Here is a 15,217-nt window from a genome sequence, read left to right on the forward strand (position 1 = left end):
ATGATTCACTGGCTGCGCCACGGGCTGCTGCTGGGCAGCCTGATGTTATCGCCCCTTGCCGTCGCCACGACCGTGCTGGAAAACCACCTGTGGCGCGTCGAACTCGACCCGGCCACCTTGGCGGTTCGGGTCACACCGGTCGACCGCGACGCAGTTCAAGCCTCCAGCGGTGTCGACGCGCACACGGTCAGCCAACTGACGGAGAGTCCCAAACAGGCCAGTTGGCACTGGGACAACGGCGCCTACCGCTTGAGCGCCACCCTCGATCAACGTGATCTCGCGCTGACGATTACTGCCCGTGATGCCGGTGAGTTGGCGATCCTGCGGCAACCCGCCAGTGCCATCGGCAACGGCCTGATCTGGCCCCTGGCCGAAGGGCACTACGTGCCGGCGGGCAATGCCGTGTGGCAAAAATTCCTGCTGGAACAGGGCGACGTCAACACCACCCAAGACCTCAGCCTGCCGTTGTGGGGTGTGGACCACGGTGCGTTCACCCTCAACTGGCTGATGACCAATCCCTACAACAACCGCTTGCACTGGCAGGCCGACGGTAAGGGACTTGCGTTATCGGCCTCCCATGAATTCACAACGCTGCATCCCGCGACGCCGATGACGCTGCTGCTGCACCTCGGCGAGAGCGACCCGCTCGCGGGCGCCAAGCGTTATCGCCAGTGGCTGGTGGAGCAGGGCCGTTATGAGCCGTTGGCAGACAAACTGCGGCAAACCCCGGAAGCGGAAAAACTGCTGGGTGCCAGCCATATCTACCTGTGGGGCAATGACCTGCTGGGCCCGGGTGATGTGCGCGACTGGCCGCAACTGCTCAAGCTGCTGCGCAGCGGCAAAGGCTTGGCGGCTGAATTGAATGGTTTGCTCGATAAAGAATCGGCGCAGGTTCGACAGGTCAAGCAGCCGTATGAGCAGGCCGTGCTCCTGCGGGGCTTGAACGCGGCCATCAACCAGAAAGCCCGGCAGAATTGGCAGCCCTCCACCGAGCCGGACATGACCCAACTCGCTGAGGGTTATGGCGCGCTGCGTCGCGAATTGGCGGTGGCCTTTGCCGGGGCCTTGAGCGCTACGCCCGAGACCTGGGGCAACACCTTGTCGGTCACCCACGCGCTGAAAGGCGCGGGTCTCAAACGCCTGCTGGTGACCCAGGGCGAAGGCTGGGAAGGCGGGCTCTGGCACCCTGAAGCGGTCAAGGCCGGGGTCGACGCCGGTTACCTGATGGCGCCTTACGACTCTTATGAAACCGCCTTGTCCGCCACCGAAAACCCCGACTGGACCACCGCTCACCTGGGCAGCAAAGCCTGGCGCGAATGCGCGATCGTGTTGAAGGGCGGCGAGTTCAAGACCGGCTTCCAGAAGTCCGGCCACTACACCGATCCGCGTTGCGTGCGGCCATTGCTGGAGGCGCGGATCAAGGCGGTGCAAGCCAGGTCCGGGTTCAACGCCTGGTTCCTCGACGCCTACGCCACCAGCATGCTGTTCGACAGCTATCGCACCGGCGCGAGCATGACCCAGGCACAGAATGCCGAAGGCAATATCGACGCGTCCCGCTGGATCAGCACCGTGCTCAAGCTGCCGGCAGGGTCCGAGGATGGCAACGCGATTACCGCCCAAGGCATTCTGTTTGCCCACGGCATGCAAACGCCGGTGCTGGGCTGGGGAGACAAGGAGATGACCCAGGATAAGCAGTCGCCCTATTACGTGGGCGCCTGGTACCCGCCGGAACAGCCGGCGGTGTTCTTCAAGCCGGTGCCGTTGAAGGCGCCGTTTCGCACGGTCTACTTTGACCCGACGATGCGCCTGCCGCTGTACCAATCGGTGTTCCATGGCTCGGTGATCACCACGCACCATTGGCTGTTCGACAGCCTGAAACTGAGCAACGTGCGGGCCGAGAACGAGCTGACGCAACTGCTCTATAACGTGCCGCCGCTGTATCACCTGAGTGCGGCGACGATGAAGCAGCGCTTGCCGGTGATTCAGCGCCAGGACGAATTTTTCCGTCCGCTGCATGAACGGTTGGCGACTCAGGCCATGACGGATTTCCGCTGGTTGACGGCAGACAGGCAGGTGCAGCAGACCACGTTTGCCGATGGGACGCGGTTGGTGGCGAATTTTGCTGAGGGGCGTATTACGGCGTTTGTGCCGGGTGCGCAGGCGGTGGTGTATCAGGTGGATCAGGGGGGCTTGTGAATCCATCGCAGGCAAGCCAGCTCCCACATTTGACCGCGTTGCCAGCGCTTGCACCGATCAAATGTGGGAGCCGGGCTTGCCCGCGATGAGGCCAGTTCAGGCAATGCAGCTCTAAACTTTCTTCCACACACTCGCCAACCACGGCTGCTGTTCCCGAGGCAACCCCGCCGGTCGGAAGTAATGCTCCAACTCCACAAACCCTGCCGCCGTCAGCAGTTCCTGCCACGCCTGCAAGTCGTGGTACGAGCCATACCGCGGCCCGTTCCAACCTTCCTGGTTTTCACCCCGAGGGTTCGAACTGAACAACACGCCACCCACCTTCAACGCCCCATGCAACTGCCCAAGAATGCGCGGCAACTCCTGCTTGGGAATATGAAACAGCACCGCATTGGCGAAGATCCCGTCAAAACGGCCGGCGGGCAAATCCAGCTTCAGAAAGTCCTGCTGCAGCACTTCACAGCCGCTGTCTTCCCGGGCCATTTGCGCAAAGCGCTCCGAGCCATCAAGCCCCACCGCGATATGGCCCATGCGGGTAAACGTCTGCAAATCCCGCCCCGGGCCGCAGCCGAAATCCAGCACGGTAAACGGCGCGTCGCCGTGGATATGCCGCAGCAACGCATCGATGTTCTGGCTCACGTCGTGATCGCGGGTGCCTTCACGAAAATCCTCGGCCACCTTGTTGTAGTGGCCGAGGGTGGTGGCGGTGATCTGGTGGAGGTCGTCGGGGGCGAGTTTCATGGCGGGTCATACCGGGCGCTGAGATTGCCCGACTATACCTCACCTCTTGTTCAGAACCCTGGCCAACCGATCGCCGCCCAATTGAATCACCGCCACCAGGATCACCAGCAGCACGATCACGGTGAGCATGATCTGGGTATCAAAGCGCTGATACCCATAGCGATAGGCAATATCCCCCAGCCCACCGGCACCAATCGCCCCGGCCATGGCCGAGGAGTTGATCATCGTCACCAGGGTAATCGTGAACCCGCCGACAATCCCCGGCAGCGCCTCCGGCAACAGCACGTGCCAGACGATATGCCAGCGCCGGCACCCCATGGCTTGCGCCGCCTCGATCAACCCATGGTCGACTTCGCGCAAGCTGACTTCGGCGATCCGCGCAAAGAACGGCGTGGCCGCGATGGTCAGCGGCACTACCGCCGCCCACACGCCATAGGTGGTGCCGACGATCAGCCGGGTGAACGGAATCAGCGCCACCATCAAAATCAAAAACGGAATCGAGCGGAACAGGTTAACGAACGCCCCCAGCACCCGATTCAACGCGGGCGCCTGATAGATGCCGCCCTTGTCGCTGGTCACCAGGAACACCGCCAGGGGAATTCCCACCAGCAACGCGATCAACGACGACACACCCACCATCAACAGGGTGTCGATGGCGCCCTGCAATAAACGATCAAACCACATAGCCCAGCACCTCCACCTGTTGTGCCCAGCGCCCGGCGCGGGTGCGCAGTTCTTCGGCGGTCAGGGCCGAGCCGCTCACCGCCAGCAGCAATTGCCCCAAGGCGTGGCCCTGGATGCGTTCCACACCGCCTTGCAGCAAGCGCACGCGCCCGCCGAGGGCGCTGAACAACGCAGCAAGATCGGGTTCGTCTTCGGCACTGCCAGTCAGTTGCAAGCGCAGCACCACGGCGGCGTCCTTTGAGGCCGGATTGGCCTGCAGGCGGCTTTGCAACTCTTCAGGCAGGCCATGTTGCAGCGGCGCCAGCAGGGTTTTACTGACCTCATGCTGCGGGTTGCCGAACACTTCCCACACCGGACCTTGCTCGACCACATGGCCGTGTTCCAGCACCACCACGCGGTCGCAGATTTCGCGAATAACGGCCATTTCGTGGGTGATCAGCACAATGGTCAGGCCCAGGCGTTTGTTGATCTCCCGCAGCAGGCCGAGGATGGATTGCGTGGTCTCAGGGTCGAGCGCCGACGTGGCTTCATCGCACAACAGAATCTGTGGGTCATGCACCAGTGAGCGGGCGATGCCCACCCGCTGTTTCTGCCCGCCGGACAGCTGCGCCGGGTAAGCCTTGTGCTTATCCTGCAAGCCGACCAATTCCAGCAGTTCACGAACCTTCTTCTCGCGCTGCTCCTTGGGCACGCCTGCGACTTTCAACGGCAGTTCGACGTTCTGCCACACGGTCTTGGCCGACATCAGGTTGAAGTGCTGGAAGATCATGCCGATGCGCCGGCGCAACGCGACCAGGCGGTCTTCGTCGAAGTCACCGATGTCCACCTGGTCAATCAACACCCGGCCGCTGCTCGGTTGTTCCAGGCGGTTGATGGTGCGGATCAGCGACGACTTGCCGGCGCCGCTGCGGCCGATGATGCCGAAGACTTCGCCGCGCTGGATCGCCAGGTCGATGCCTTGCAGGGCGGGCACGGATTGGCCGTCATAGGTCTTGCCCAGGTTGATAAAGCGCACGTGCGCGCGGTTCAGATCCGGGTGCAGTTCTGTCTGCTCGGCGTCCCTGGGTGGCAGGCCCAGGTCGCGCAGTTGAGAGTGGGCGGCGGTCATTTTTTATCTTCCCAGCCCACTTGGTAGAGCTTGCCAAGGGATTTATCCAACGCGGCGCGCACCACCGGCGAGTGCTGGTAGATGTCGACGAACTTGATCACACGCGGGTCGGTTTTGCTCTTGGGCTGGATCACGAACTGGATCACGTATTCCGGGTGGTCGAGGCCGTCGAACAGCAGCGCCGACTCGGCATCGAAGGTCTTGGACAGGCGGATATACGCCGGGTAGCCCTGCACCAGGTCGGCGTCGTCATAGGCGCGTACCAGTTGCACGGCTTCGACTTGCAGGATCTTGATCTTCTTCGGGTTGGTGACGATGTCTTCTTCGGTGGCCTTGTAGCCCACGCCCGGCTTGAGCGTGATCAAGCCGGCCTTGGCCAGCAGTTGCAAGCCGCGACCGCTGTTGATCGGGTCGTTGGCAATCGCCACGCTGGCGCCCTGGGGCAGGTCGTTGATGCTCTTGTACTTCTTCGAATACAGCCCGACGTTGTTGATGATGCCCGGCGCGTACGGCACCAGGTCAAAGCCTGCAGCGGCCTTGGCGTTTTCCAAAAACGGGATGTGCTGGAAGTAGTTCACGTCGATATCGCCGGCTGCCAGGCTGACGTTGGGTGCGATCCAGTCGGTGAATTCCACCAGTTCGACTTTCAAACCCTGTTTGCCGGCCTCTTCGACGGCGGCCTCCAGGGGAATGGCGAACGCGGCGGTGGTGCCGACTTTCAAGGGAGCGTCAGCGGCAAATACCGCCGAGCTGAACAATCCGAGGGCGAGAGCCAGTGCTTTGACTGGATGGCTGAGCAATGTTTTTTTCATAGTGGATTTCCAGTCATAAGGTATTTGTGTGAGCAACTCGGTCAGCTGTGGGAGCAGGCAAGCCAGCTCCCACATTTTGGTTCAGTGGCGGTAGGTGGAACCGGTGTGTTGTTCAGGTAAGTGCGCTGAGCTGTGGAAGACTTTTTCCCGCAACGTCCCGGTCTCATACGCGGTCTTGTACGAGCCCCGGCGCTGCAGTTCCGGCACCACCAGTTCGATGAAGTCGACGTAGCTTTCCGGGGTGACGATGCGCGTCAGGTTGAAGCCATCCAGGCCGGTTTCGCTGATCCATGACTCCAGCTCGTCAGCCACCTGCGCAGGCGAACCCACCAGGGTGATGTAGCGGCCGCCGAGGGCGTGTTGCTCAAGCAATTTGCGTCGGGTCCAGTCGTTGTTTTGCAGGTTCTTGGTCGCCGACTGGATGGCGTTGCTCTTCACGTACTGGATCGGCTCATCCAGTTCGTATTGGGAAAAATCAATCGCGGTGGAGGCCGAGAAATGCGCCACGCCGGCTTCCGCGCTGGCATGGCTCAGGTACTCGGCGTGCTTGGCCCACGCCGCTTCTTCGGTGGCGCCGACGATCACGTTGAGCCCCATGAACACCTTGATGTCCTCCGGATTGCGCCCGGCTTCCACGGCGCTGGCGCGCACCTTGTCCACTTGGATCTTGGTCGAGGCCTTGTTCTGCCCGCTGATGAACACGCACTCGGCATGGCGCCCGGCGAACAGCAAGCCACGGTCCGAACTGCCCGCCTGGAACAGCACCGGCGTACGCTGCGGCGACGGCTCGCACAGGTGATAACCCTCCACCTGATAGAACTCGCCCTTGTGCTCGACCTTGTGCACCTTCTCTGGCTGGGCATACACCCGCGCGTGCGGGTCGTTGATCACCGCGTCGTTTTCCCAACTGCCTTCCCAGAGTTTGTAGAGCACTTCCAGGTATTCGTCGGCCTGGTCGTAGCGCCGGTCATGCTCGACCTGCTCGGTGAGGCCCATGGCCTTGGCGGCGCTGTCGAGGTAGCCGGTGACGATGTTCCAGCCCACCCGGCCACGGCTCAGGTGATCGAGCGTGGACATGCGCCGGGCGAACAGATACGGCGGTTCGTAGGTCAGGTTGGCGGTGAGGCCGAAGCCGAGGTTTTTGGTGACGGCGGCCATGGCCGAGACCAGCAGCAACGGGTCGTTGACCGGCAGCTGGATCGACTCTTTGAGCGGCACGTCCACCGAGTTCTGGTAGACGTCATACACCCCGACGATGTCGGCGATGAACAGGCCGTCAAACAGCCCGCGTTCCAGCAACTGCGCCAGTTCGGTCCAGTACTCGATGGTTTTGTACTGGGTCGAGTTGTCCCGTGGATGGGTCCACAGGCCGTGGTTGATATGCCCGATGCAGTTCATGTTGAAGGCATTGAGCAGGATCTTTTTCTTCGCCATCAGATAGTCCCCCGCAGTGGCGGGTTTTCATCGTTGAGGTAGTAGTTGCCTACCGCGTGGTATTTCCAGCGCACCGGGTCGTGCAGGGTGTGCACCCGGGCGTTGCGCCAGTGGCGGTCCAGGCCGTGTTCGGCGAGGGTCGCCTGGCTGCCGGCGAGTTCGAACAGGGTGCTGCCGGCGGCCAGGGAAATCTCCGTGCTCAGGGCGCGCACTTCTGCGACCGCGATGGATGCGGCGGCGACGGTGTCGGCATTGCTGTCGGCCTGGGCGCGGTCGAGGAACTCACCTGAGCGTTCCAGCAATGCCTCGGTGGCATGCAGGCGGATGCTCAGGTGGCCGAAGCTTTTCAGGGTCAGTGGGTCTTCCGTTGCCTTGTCGCTGGTGGCGTCGATCCATGGCCGGGTTTTGGTGCGCACGAAGTGCAGGGCATCTTCATAGGCGGCGCGGGCGATGCCGGTGTCGATGGCGGCGTGAAGGATCTGCGCCAGCGGGCCGACGGTGGTCGGGCGTTCGAAGGCGCTCTGGAACGGGATGACGTCCTGGGCCGCAACCCACACGTTATCGAACACCACCGAACCGCTGCCGGTGGTGCGCTGGCCGAAGCCGCTCCAGTCGTCGATCACGCTCAGGCCCTCGCTGTCACGGGTGACAAAGGCCAGTTGCTGCACACCGTTTTCGTCCACCACGGAAGTGGGAATACGTTGGGCGTAGATCGCGCCGGTCGAGTAGAACTTGCGGCCGGTGATACGGAAACCGTCACCGTCGCGGGTGATCTTGGTGATGCGGTCGTGGGCGGTCTTGGTGCCCAGTTCTGCCAGGGCATTGCCGAAGCGTTGGCCGGCGAGCACTTCGGCGTACAGGCGTTTTTGCTGCGCCGGGCTGCCGTTAACGCGCAGCACTTCGAGGGCATAAAAGTGGTTCTGCGGGATCTGCCCCAGGGACGCATCCGCCTGGGCAATCAGTGCCGTGACCTTGGCCAGGGTGACGTTGGAAACGCCGGCACCACCGAACTCCTTGGGTACGCTGATGCCCCACAGGCCGGAGCGCGAAAACACGTCCAGTTCAGGCAAGGGCAGGCGGCGTTCACGGTCACGCAAGGCGCTGTCGCGGCGGAAGTCTTCGGCCAGGTCACTGGCGACAATAAGGGCTTGTTCATCGCTGGTAATAACCGCGACGTGATGAGAAAGGGTCATGCGTATTCTCCAGAGGTCTGGTCGGTTAAATCCAGGAATGTCGGGCAGGTAAAGTGCCGTTGAGGTGGTAAGCGCCCACCGCGTGATACTTCCAGCGCACCGGGTCGTGCAGGGTGTGCACCCGGGCGTTGCGCCAGTGGCGGTCGAGGTTGAATTCGGCGAGGGTCGCGCGGCTGCCGGCCAGTTCGAATAATTTCTCGCTCGCGAGCAATGAAATCTCGGTGGTCAGCACCTTGGCTTCGGCCACGGCAATCGAGGCACGAGCCGCGGACTGCGCGGTGATCGGCGCGGCACTGACTTGGTCCAGCACCTGGCCCGCCTTGCGCAACAGCGCTTCGGCCGCGTGCAGTTCGATTTTCAGCTTGCCGATATCGGCGATCACATACAGGTCATCGCTGGCCCGTTCGACCTTGGCGTCGATCCAGGGCCGCGAGCGTTCGCGTACAAAGCTGATGGTGTCGTCGATCGCGCCACGGGCAATGCCGGCGTCGATGGCCGCCTGGATCAATTGCGACACCGCGCCCTGGATACCCGGCGATTCGCCGAGGCGCCAGGTCTCCACCACCAGTTCGGCGTCCACCGCCACCTGATCCAGCAGCACCGTGCCGCTGGCGGTGGTGCGTTGGCCAAAGCCCGACCAGTCATCAACGATGCGCAGGCCTTCGGTGCCACGCCGCACGAACGCCATGACGACTTTGCCGTCATCGTTCAACGCCTTGACCGCCACCCAGTGGGCGAACAGCGCACCGGTGGAGTAGAACTTCTGGCCACTGACGACGTAGCCGTCACCTTCGACGGTGATGCGTGACTTGAGGTCCAGGGTGTTTTTAGTACCGCGTTCCGGGCCGCCGTTGCCGATGCGCCAGCCGTCCAGCACGCTCTGGAACAGCTGCTTTTTCTGGCGCTCGCTGGCCGCCCCTTGCAGCACGTGCAGGATGCCGAAATGGTTCTGCGGGATTTGCCCCAGCGCCGGGTCGGCCGCGCTGATGATCGCGAACACCTCGGCCAGGGTCACGAAGGACACTTGCGGGCCGCCGTACTCACGGGGAATGGAAATGCTGCCCAGGCCGCTGCGGGTGAAATGCTCGATTTCAGCCCAGGGCAGTTTGCGTTGCTGATCGCGCCTGGCCGCTTGCAGGCGTGCAGCCTGTGCCAGCTCATGAGCAGCGCTCAGGGCCTCGGCGTCGTTGCGCAGCACCTTGGCGGGCAACAACAGCGGGGCGACGTCCAGATCACTCTGGGGGGGTGTTTGTGCCAAGTTAGACATCAGCGCCGCTCCTTGGCTGCACGCAATGCCCTGGCGTTACGCACCGGGGTAATTTTGACCATACCTACCTCACATCCGTTGAAAAGATAAAAAATCAGGAATGTCCGGTGGTCCGGTGCATATACCCTAAGCGTGTTAAATTTTTTAATAAACTAACTTTTAGGAATATGCATAGAAGGTCTGTCACCCGGGTTCACAAGGCGAGCCGGGGCGGCGGGGTTGGTAGACCAGCGGGGCCTTGGCGGGGCTGGTCGGGGCCTGGGGAACGAGCGCAGCGATGCGCAGGGTGCGGGTGGGCGCCCAGCGCGAATTGTTGCCGACCCGGTCGAGAATGCAGTAGGTCACTTCGAGGCGATGGTCATCTCCGGCCTCGATGATGATCGCCGACGGCACCCACACCTGCACCGCCTTGCCCACATCGCCGGCCTGGATCTTCGGCAGGTCCAGGCGCACGTCACCCCAGCGCAGGGTGATTTCGTCATCGGTCGCCATGTTCAGGTACGGCTCGATGGTCAACGGTACGCCACGACGGATCTGGCTGCTGTTGACGCCGTGGCGGCGAATGGTCTCGGGCAGGCCGACGGCGGCCAGGTTCTGGTTTTCGTCGTTACTCAATGCAGAAGGGTGACCGCCGGGATAATCAGTCTTGACCTGCACCCGGGTGGTCGCCGAACGCGCCGGGCCGTGACCGACTTGCATGAGCCGGTAATGAATCCGTGCCTCGCCATCCAGCACAAAGCTTTCCGGCACCCGCAGGCGGGTGGGCATGCCGATTTTGCCGGCGGTGATGCGTCGGGAAGCCGCAAAGCAGTTGTTCCAGAACAACTCGATCAGGTCGCCCTCGTCCATGCCATCGTAAGGCGCGATATCGACCTGCAGGTGGGTGGCGGCGAGGGCATTGATGCCCTCTCGATGGGCCTCAGGCAAGGTCGGGGCAGTGAGCAGCGCGGGGGGGGAAATACGCGTCATAAATAATCTCCTTGATGCAGCCAGCAGCAATCGTTCCGGACATTAAGCGCGGGCGGGCGACGTAGTCCGAAAGGAACGATTTAATGAAAAACCAGAATGGATCCAATCCTCTGGGCGTTAGATAAGAGGCTCGGTTAGTTGGCGTCAAGAGGCTGGGCGGGGCAAACAGGGGGTTATGGATTATTCAGAAGGGTCTGACTGGCGGGGCGCTGCAAGTGCGTGTTTCGAGGTGACTTTTACCCAGTGAATAAAGGGCTTTTCCCAAAAAACACTAAAGAGGCGAGTTGCCTTTCGGCAACTCTATAAAGCGAAGTTTCTTACAAGTGATGGGCGCACGTTAGTTGTTGATGAACTTGCTGAGAAATTGCCGGGTACGTTCTTCTTTCGGGTTGGCGAACAGTGCCTTGGCTTCGCCCTGTTCAACGATTACCCCCTTGTCGAAGAAGATCACCCGGTTGGCCACGTCCCGCGCAAAACTCATCTCGTGGGTCACGATGACCATGGTGCGGTTTTCTTCAGCGAGGCTACGAATGGTCGCCAGCACTTCGCCTACCAGCTCCGGGTCCAGGGCCGAGGTCGGTTCATCGAACAGGATCACCTCGGGTTCCATCGCCAATGCCCGGGCAATCGCTACCCGTTGCTGCTGCCCGCCGGACAGGCGCCGTGGGTAGGCGTCTTCCTTGCCCGCCAGGCCAACCCTGGCCAATAGCTTGCGGCCGAGGGCATCTGCGGCGGCCCGGGGCATCTTCTTGACCACGATCGGGCCTTCGATGACGTTCTCGAGGGCGGTGCGGTGGGGGAACAGGTTGAAGTTCTGGAACACAAAACCCACGTGCTGGCGCAGGCGCCGCACCAGGTTTTGCTGCTGGTTGAGCGGGCGGCTGCTGTCGATCTCGATGTCACCGACCTTGATCCGGCCACTGGTGGGTTCTTCGAGGAAATTCAGGCAGCGCAGCAAGGTGGTCTTGCCGGAACCGCTGGGGCCGATGATGGCGACGACTTCGCCTTCCTTGACCTCAAGGTCGATCCCGTTAAGCACCACCTGACCCTTGAATTGTTTGGTCAGTTTTTCAACCACGATCATGCTTCAAGACTCCAGGTCATGCCGGTTGACTCGTGCTTCCAGGCGGTTTTGCACGTGCGCCAGAACGCTGGCAAGAATCCAGTAGATCAAGGCGGCGGACAGATACATGGTGAAAATTTCGAAGGTACGGGCCGAGACCAGTTGCGCCTGGCGGAACAGCTCCGGCACCTGGATGGTGGCGGCCAGGGCGGTGTCCTTGACCAGGGAAATAAAGCTGTTGCCCAACGGCGGCAAGGCCGTGCGCATGGCCTGTGGCAGGATGGCCCGGCGCAGGGTCTGCGCACGGGTCATGCCGATACTGGCCGCAGCTTCCCACTGGCCGCGCTCGATGGAGCCGATGGCGGCACGCAGGATTTCACAGGCATAAGCGGCCATGTTCAGCGAGAAGCCGATCATGGCCGCCGGGATCGGATCCAGCTCGATGCCCACTTGCGGCAAGCCGTAGTAGATCAGGAACAGCTGTACCAGCAAGGGCGTGCCGCGAAAGAACGACACATAGACCCGGGCGATCCAGCTCAACAACTTGAAGCGCGACAGGCGCATCAAGGCCAGGCCAAAGCCCAGCAGCAAGCCGAAAAACATCCCGCCAAGGCTAAGAATTACCGTGAAATACGCGCCCTTGAGCAGAAAGGGCGCGGAGTCCAGCGCGAGTTGGAAACCTGCTTCCATTATTGAGTAACGTCAGCGTTGAAGTACTTCTCGGACAGCTTCTTCAAGGTACCGTCGGCACGCAGTTCGTCGAGGGCCTTGTTCACCGCAGCCAGCAGTTCCGGCTCGCCTTTGCGCAGGGCAATGCCGGCTTCCTGGCGGGAGAAGGCAGCGCCTGCAGCGGCGGTGTCCTTGGCTTTCTTGGCGTATTCCAGCGCGGCCAGGCGGTCGATCAGGATGGCGTCGACACGGCCGATGCGCAGGTCCTGGAACTTGGTTGGGTCATCGTTGTAGGTTTTGACGATGGCTTTCGGTTGGTTTTCCTTGAGCCATTGTTCGTAGTTGGTGCCCAGGCCCACACCGATTTTCTTGCCGGCCAGGTCGTCGGCGGTCTTGATGGTGTCGACGTTCTTCGCCAGGGTCAGCGCCTGAATACCGGAGACGGTGTACGGCGTGGAGAAATCATACTTTGCCTTGCGCGCGTCGGAGATGGTCACCTGGTTGACGACCGCGTCCAGGCGCTTGGATTCCAGGGCGGCGAGAATGCCATCCCACGGAGTGGCTTGCAGCTTGACCTTGACGCCCAGCTTCTTGGCCAGGGCTTCAGACAGTTCGACCTCGAAACCGCTGAGCTTGCCGCTTTCATCGACGAAGCTGAACGGCGGGTAGGTGCCTTCCAGGCCAATCTTGATTTCGCCGGCTTTCTTGATGTTATCCAACTGCTCGCCGGCCACTGCCTGACCGAGCCACCCGGCGCCTAGCGCCAGCCCCAACGTGCCAACCAGTAACGTGCGACGGAATACAGAAATAGTCATGAAGAGCCCCTGTGTTTTTTATGTTGAGCGATGCAGGTGACGCGGTAGTCGTATCCTGCCTTAAAGCGAGATGCGCGTCTTCGCCTACGGCGCGACTATAAAGCCGGTTTTTAAGACTTGAAAATAATATAAAATCAGATTGATATTCTTTTATGGAATATCAAAAGCTTGAATCATACGCAAACAACGCCGGTGCACCGCCGGTATGCAGGAAGATGATCGGCCCCTCTTCAAAGCGCTGGCGACCAATGCCATCCAGCAAGCCGGCCATGGCCTTGCCAGTGTAGACCGGGTCCAGCAGCAGGCCTTCCTGACTGGCCACCAGCTTGATCGCCGCCAGCGTGCCGGCACTTGGCTCGCCATAACGGGGGCGAAGTACTCATCCCACAGGATCACCTTGAACGCGTCCGGTACCGGCACGCCGAGCAATTCGGCCGTACGCTCGGCCAGGCCTTGCACCTTGGGGCGCTGGGCTTCGTCGGTACGGGACACGGTGACGCCAATCACTTGCAGGTCCGGCAGTACTTCGCTCAGCGCCAATGCCAGGCCGCTGTGGGTGCCGGCGCTGCCGGAAGCCAGCACCACGGTGGAGAACTTGATACCGCTGTCTTCGATCTGCCCGGCCAGCTCCAGCCCGGCGCGTACATAACCCAGGGCGCCGAGGGCGTTGGAGCCGCCGATGGGCACGAGGTACGGCTTCTTGCCGTTGCTGCGCAGGCGGTCGGCGAGGGCGTTGAGTTGGGCGTCGACGTCGTCCAGGTTTTCCACCAACTCGACCTTGGCGTCGAACAGTTCCAGCAACAGGCGGTTGCCGTTGGCCAGGTAGTTGGGGTCTTCGGTGCCTGTCGGGTTTTCCAGCAGTGCGACGCAGCCCAGGCCGAGCTTGGCCGCCAGTGCGGCGGTTTGGCGTACGTGGTTGGACTGGATCGCGCCGGCGGTCACCAGGGTGTCGGCGCCTTGGGCAATCGCATCGGCGGCAAGGTATTCGAGTTTGCGCAGCTTGTTGCCGCCCAGGGCCAGCGGCGTGGTGTCGTCGCGTTTGACGTAGATATCACGTCCCAGCCAGGCCGACAGCCGCTCGAGTTTTTCCAGGGCGGTGGCGCCGCCCAGCAGGTCCAGACGGTTAAAGCGGTCGAGCTGTTGTTTGATCATGGCTACGCACGGGTGGTCAGAGATGCACCGACTATAGGCAGGCACTTTTCAGTGGGCAACCGCCAATCACTTATGTCGATGGGTTATTAGCATTGCACTATTGGTTCTTAAGGGCGCTCAGGTGCCTTGCCGTAAAGTGATGGGCATTTCGTCAGGAGTGAAGACCGTGAGTGAGCGTTCCAGTCATTGGCAATTACAGACCATCGTCAGCCAGCTGCGCAGCGCCCGGGACCAGTGGCGCACCCGCAACGGCCGGGTCAGCGGCGAGCAGGGCGGGCGCGAGCTGCCTTCACGGGAAGCCGTGGCGCAGATTCTCGAGGCGTTGTGCGGTGCGCTGTTCCCCATGCGTCTGGGGCCGGTGGATTTGCGTGAAGAGAGTGAAGACTTCTACGTCGGCCACACCCTGGATGTGGCGCTGAATGCGTTGCTCGCCCAGGCGCGGCTGGAGTTGCGTTACGCCGCGCGACAAGGTGGCCAGGATGACAGCGAGGTGGACGCCCATGCGATCCACTTGATCCAGGATTTCGCCTTGGCGTTGCCTTCCTTGCGCAGCCTGCTGGATACCGACGTACTCGCCGCCTACCACGGCGACCCGGCGGCCCGCAGCGTGGATGAAGTGCTGTTGTGCTACCCGGGCATCCTGGCGGTGATTCACCATCGGCTGGCTCACCACCTGTACCGTGCGGGCTTGCCGTTGCTGGCGCGCATCAGTGCGGAAATCGCGCATTCGGCGACCGGGATTGATATTCACCCCGGCGCGCAGATCGGCCCGAGCTTCTTTATCGACCACGGGACGGGTGTGGTGATTGGCGAGACCGCGATCATCGGCGAGCGGGTGCGGATCTACCAGGCCGTGACCCTGGGCGCCAAGCGCTTCCCGGCGGATGAAGACGGGCAGTTGCAGAAGGGCCATCCGCGGCACCCGATTGTTGAGGATGATGTGGTGATCTACGCCGGGGCGACGATCCTGGGGCGGATCACGATTGGCAAGGGGTCGACCATTGGCGGCAACGTGTGGCTGACGCGCAGCGTGCCGGCGGGGGCGAACCTGACCCAGGCGAACCTGCAGCATGATGACGGGACGCAGAAGTAAAACACTGCTCTCTCTAACGATCAC

At 61.9% G+C, this 15,217-nt stretch carries 13 protein-coding genes and 1 pseudogene; 2 read left to right on the top strand and 12 right to left on the bottom strand.

Annotated features, from left to right (window positions below; all coding sequences use genetic code 11):
• On the top strand, positions 1-2,196 hold the full coding sequence (locus JFV30_RS30135; RefSeq protein ID WP_201126257.1) for a glycoside hydrolase: 2,196 nt from the start codon (positions 1-3) through the stop codon (positions 2,194-2,196).
• Between the two features lie 111 nt (positions 2,197-2,307).
• Here the strand turns inward: JFV30_RS30135 and JFV30_RS30140 are convergent, their stop codons facing one another.
• The 12 genes and pseudogenes from JFV30_RS30140 to JFV30_RS30195 form a co-directional block, all read right to left on the bottom strand.
• Positions 2,308-2,934 carry a class I SAM-dependent methyltransferase gene (locus JFV30_RS30140; protein WP_201125875.1) on the bottom strand — a complete coding sequence of 209 codons (627 nt, stop codon included), beginning with the start codon at positions 2,932-2,934 and terminating at the stop codon, positions 2,308-2,310.
• 39 nt (positions 2,935-2,973) lie between these two features.
• Entirely contained in the window at positions 2,974-3,618 is a 645-nt protein-coding gene (locus JFV30_RS30145; protein ID WP_003211840.1) for a methionine ABC transporter permease, read from the bottom strand.
• Positions 3,608-4,726: a methionine ABC transporter ATP-binding protein gene (locus tag JFV30_RS30150; RefSeq protein ID WP_201125876.1), complete on the bottom strand. Its 1,119-nt coding sequence runs from the start codon at positions 4,724-4,726 to the stop codon at positions 3,608-3,610. Before JFV30_RS30150 ends, JFV30_RS30145 begins: the two co-directional genes overlap by 11 nt.
• Positions 4,723-5,538: a MetQ/NlpA family ABC transporter substrate-binding protein gene (locus JFV30_RS30155; protein WP_010168897.1), complete on the bottom strand. Its 816-nt coding sequence runs from the start codon at positions 5,536-5,538 to the stop codon at positions 4,723-4,725. The genes JFV30_RS30150 and JFV30_RS30155 overlap by 4 nt, the downstream gene beginning before the upstream one ends.
• 81 nt (positions 5,539-5,619) lie before the next feature.
• On the bottom strand, positions 5,620-6,972 hold the full coding sequence (locus JFV30_RS30160; RefSeq protein ID WP_201125877.1) for an LLM class flavin-dependent oxidoreductase: 1,353 nt from the start codon (positions 6,970-6,972) through the stop codon (positions 5,620-5,622).
• The gene (locus JFV30_RS30165) at positions 6,972-8,165 is read right to left on the bottom strand and encodes an SfnB family sulfur acquisition oxidoreductase (protein ID WP_003211848.1); all 1,194 of its coding nucleotides are present in this window, start codon (positions 8,163-8,165) and stop codon (positions 6,972-6,974) included. Before JFV30_RS30165 ends, JFV30_RS30160 begins: the two co-directional genes overlap by 1 nt.
• A gap of 25 nt (positions 8,166-8,190) precedes the next feature.
• On the bottom strand, positions 8,191-9,432 hold the full coding sequence (locus JFV30_RS30170) for an SfnB family sulfur acquisition oxidoreductase (protein ID WP_201125878.1): 1,242 nt from the start codon (positions 9,430-9,432) through the stop codon (positions 8,191-8,193).
• Between the two features lie 183 nt (positions 9,433-9,615).
• The gene (locus JFV30_RS30175; RefSeq protein WP_201125879.1) at positions 9,616-10,401 is read right to left on the bottom strand and encodes a hypothetical protein; all 786 of its coding nucleotides are present in this window, start codon (positions 10,399-10,401) and stop codon (positions 9,616-9,618) included.
• A 337-nt stretch (positions 10,402-10,738) separates the two neighbouring features.
• The gene (gene tcyN / locus JFV30_RS30180) at positions 10,739-11,485 is read right to left on the bottom strand and encodes an L-cystine ABC transporter ATP-binding protein TcyN (RefSeq protein WP_010168907.1); all 747 of its coding nucleotides are present in this window, start codon (positions 11,483-11,485) and stop codon (positions 10,739-10,741) included.
• Positions 11,486-11,488: 3 nt separating this feature from the next.
• On the bottom strand, positions 11,489-12,154 hold the full coding sequence (tcyL, locus tag JFV30_RS30185; protein ID WP_010168909.1) for a cystine ABC transporter permease: 666 nt from the start codon (positions 12,152-12,154) through the stop codon (positions 11,489-11,491).
• Entirely contained in the window at positions 12,154-12,948 is a 795-nt protein-coding gene (gene tcyJ, locus JFV30_RS30190; RefSeq protein ID WP_010168911.1) for a cystine ABC transporter substrate-binding protein, read from the bottom strand. Before tcyJ ends, tcyL begins: the two co-directional genes overlap by 1 nt.
• A gap of 160 nt (positions 12,949-13,108) precedes the next feature.
• Positions 13,109-14,100 (bottom strand): annotated as a pseudogene (locus JFV30_RS30195) (D-cysteine desulfhydrase).
• Between the two features lie 166 nt (positions 14,101-14,266).
• Between JFV30_RS30195 and epsC the strand changes: the two are divergent.
• Entirely contained in the window at positions 14,267-15,193 is a 927-nt protein-coding gene (gene epsC, locus JFV30_RS30200; protein ID WP_201125880.1) for a serine O-acetyltransferase EpsC, read from the top strand.
• Positions 15,194-15,217: the final 24 nt, after the last annotated feature.

Origin of the sequence: Pseudomonas sp. TH32, assembly GCF_016650855.1 — a bacterium.
Lineage (GTDB): Bacteria > Pseudomonadota > Gammaproteobacteria > Pseudomonadales > Pseudomonadaceae > Aquipseudomonas.

Coding starts and splice junctions, on each gene's coding strand:
- JFV30_RS30165 (WP_003211848.1), bottom strand. CDS start 8,165: ATGACCCTTTCTCATCACGTCGCGGTTATTACCAGCGATGAACAAGCC.
- JFV30_RS30150 (WP_201125876.1), bottom strand. CDS start 4,726: ATGACCGCCGCCCACTCTCAACTGCGCGACCTGGGCCTGCCACCCAGG.
- tcyN (WP_010168907.1), bottom strand. CDS start 11,485: ATGATCGTGGTTGAAAAACTGACCAAACAATTCAAGGGTCAGGTGGTG.
- JFV30_RS30135 (WP_201126257.1), top strand. CDS start 1: ATGATTCACTGGCTGCGCCACGGGCTGCTGCTGGGCAGCCTGATGTTA.
- JFV30_RS30155 (WP_010168897.1), bottom strand. CDS start 5,538: ATGAAAAAAACATTGCTCAGCCATCCAGTCAAAGCACTGGCTCTCGCC.
- JFV30_RS30160 (WP_201125877.1), bottom strand. CDS start 6,972: ATGGCGAAGAAAAAGATCCTGCTCAATGCCTTCAACATGAACTGCATC.
- JFV30_RS30175 (WP_201125879.1), bottom strand. CDS start 10,401: ATGACGCGTATTTCCCCCCCCGCGCTGCTCACTGCCCCGACCTTGCCT.
- JFV30_RS30145 (WP_003211840.1), bottom strand. CDS start 3,618: ATGTGGTTTGATCGTTTATTGCAGGGCGCCATCGACACCCTGTTGATG.
- tcyL (WP_010168909.1), bottom strand. CDS start 12,154: ATGGAAGCAGGTTTCCAACTCGCGCTGGACTCCGCGCCCTTTCTGCTC.
- JFV30_RS30170 (WP_201125878.1), bottom strand. CDS start 9,432: ATGTCTAACTTGGCACAAACACCCCCCCAGAGTGATCTGGACGTCGCC.
- JFV30_RS30140 (WP_201125875.1), bottom strand. CDS start 2,934: ATGAAACTCGCCCCCGACGACCTCCACCAGATCACCGCCACCACCCTC.
- tcyJ (WP_010168911.1), bottom strand. CDS start 12,948: ATGACTATTTCTGTATTCCGTCGCACGTTACTGGTTGGCACGTTGGGG.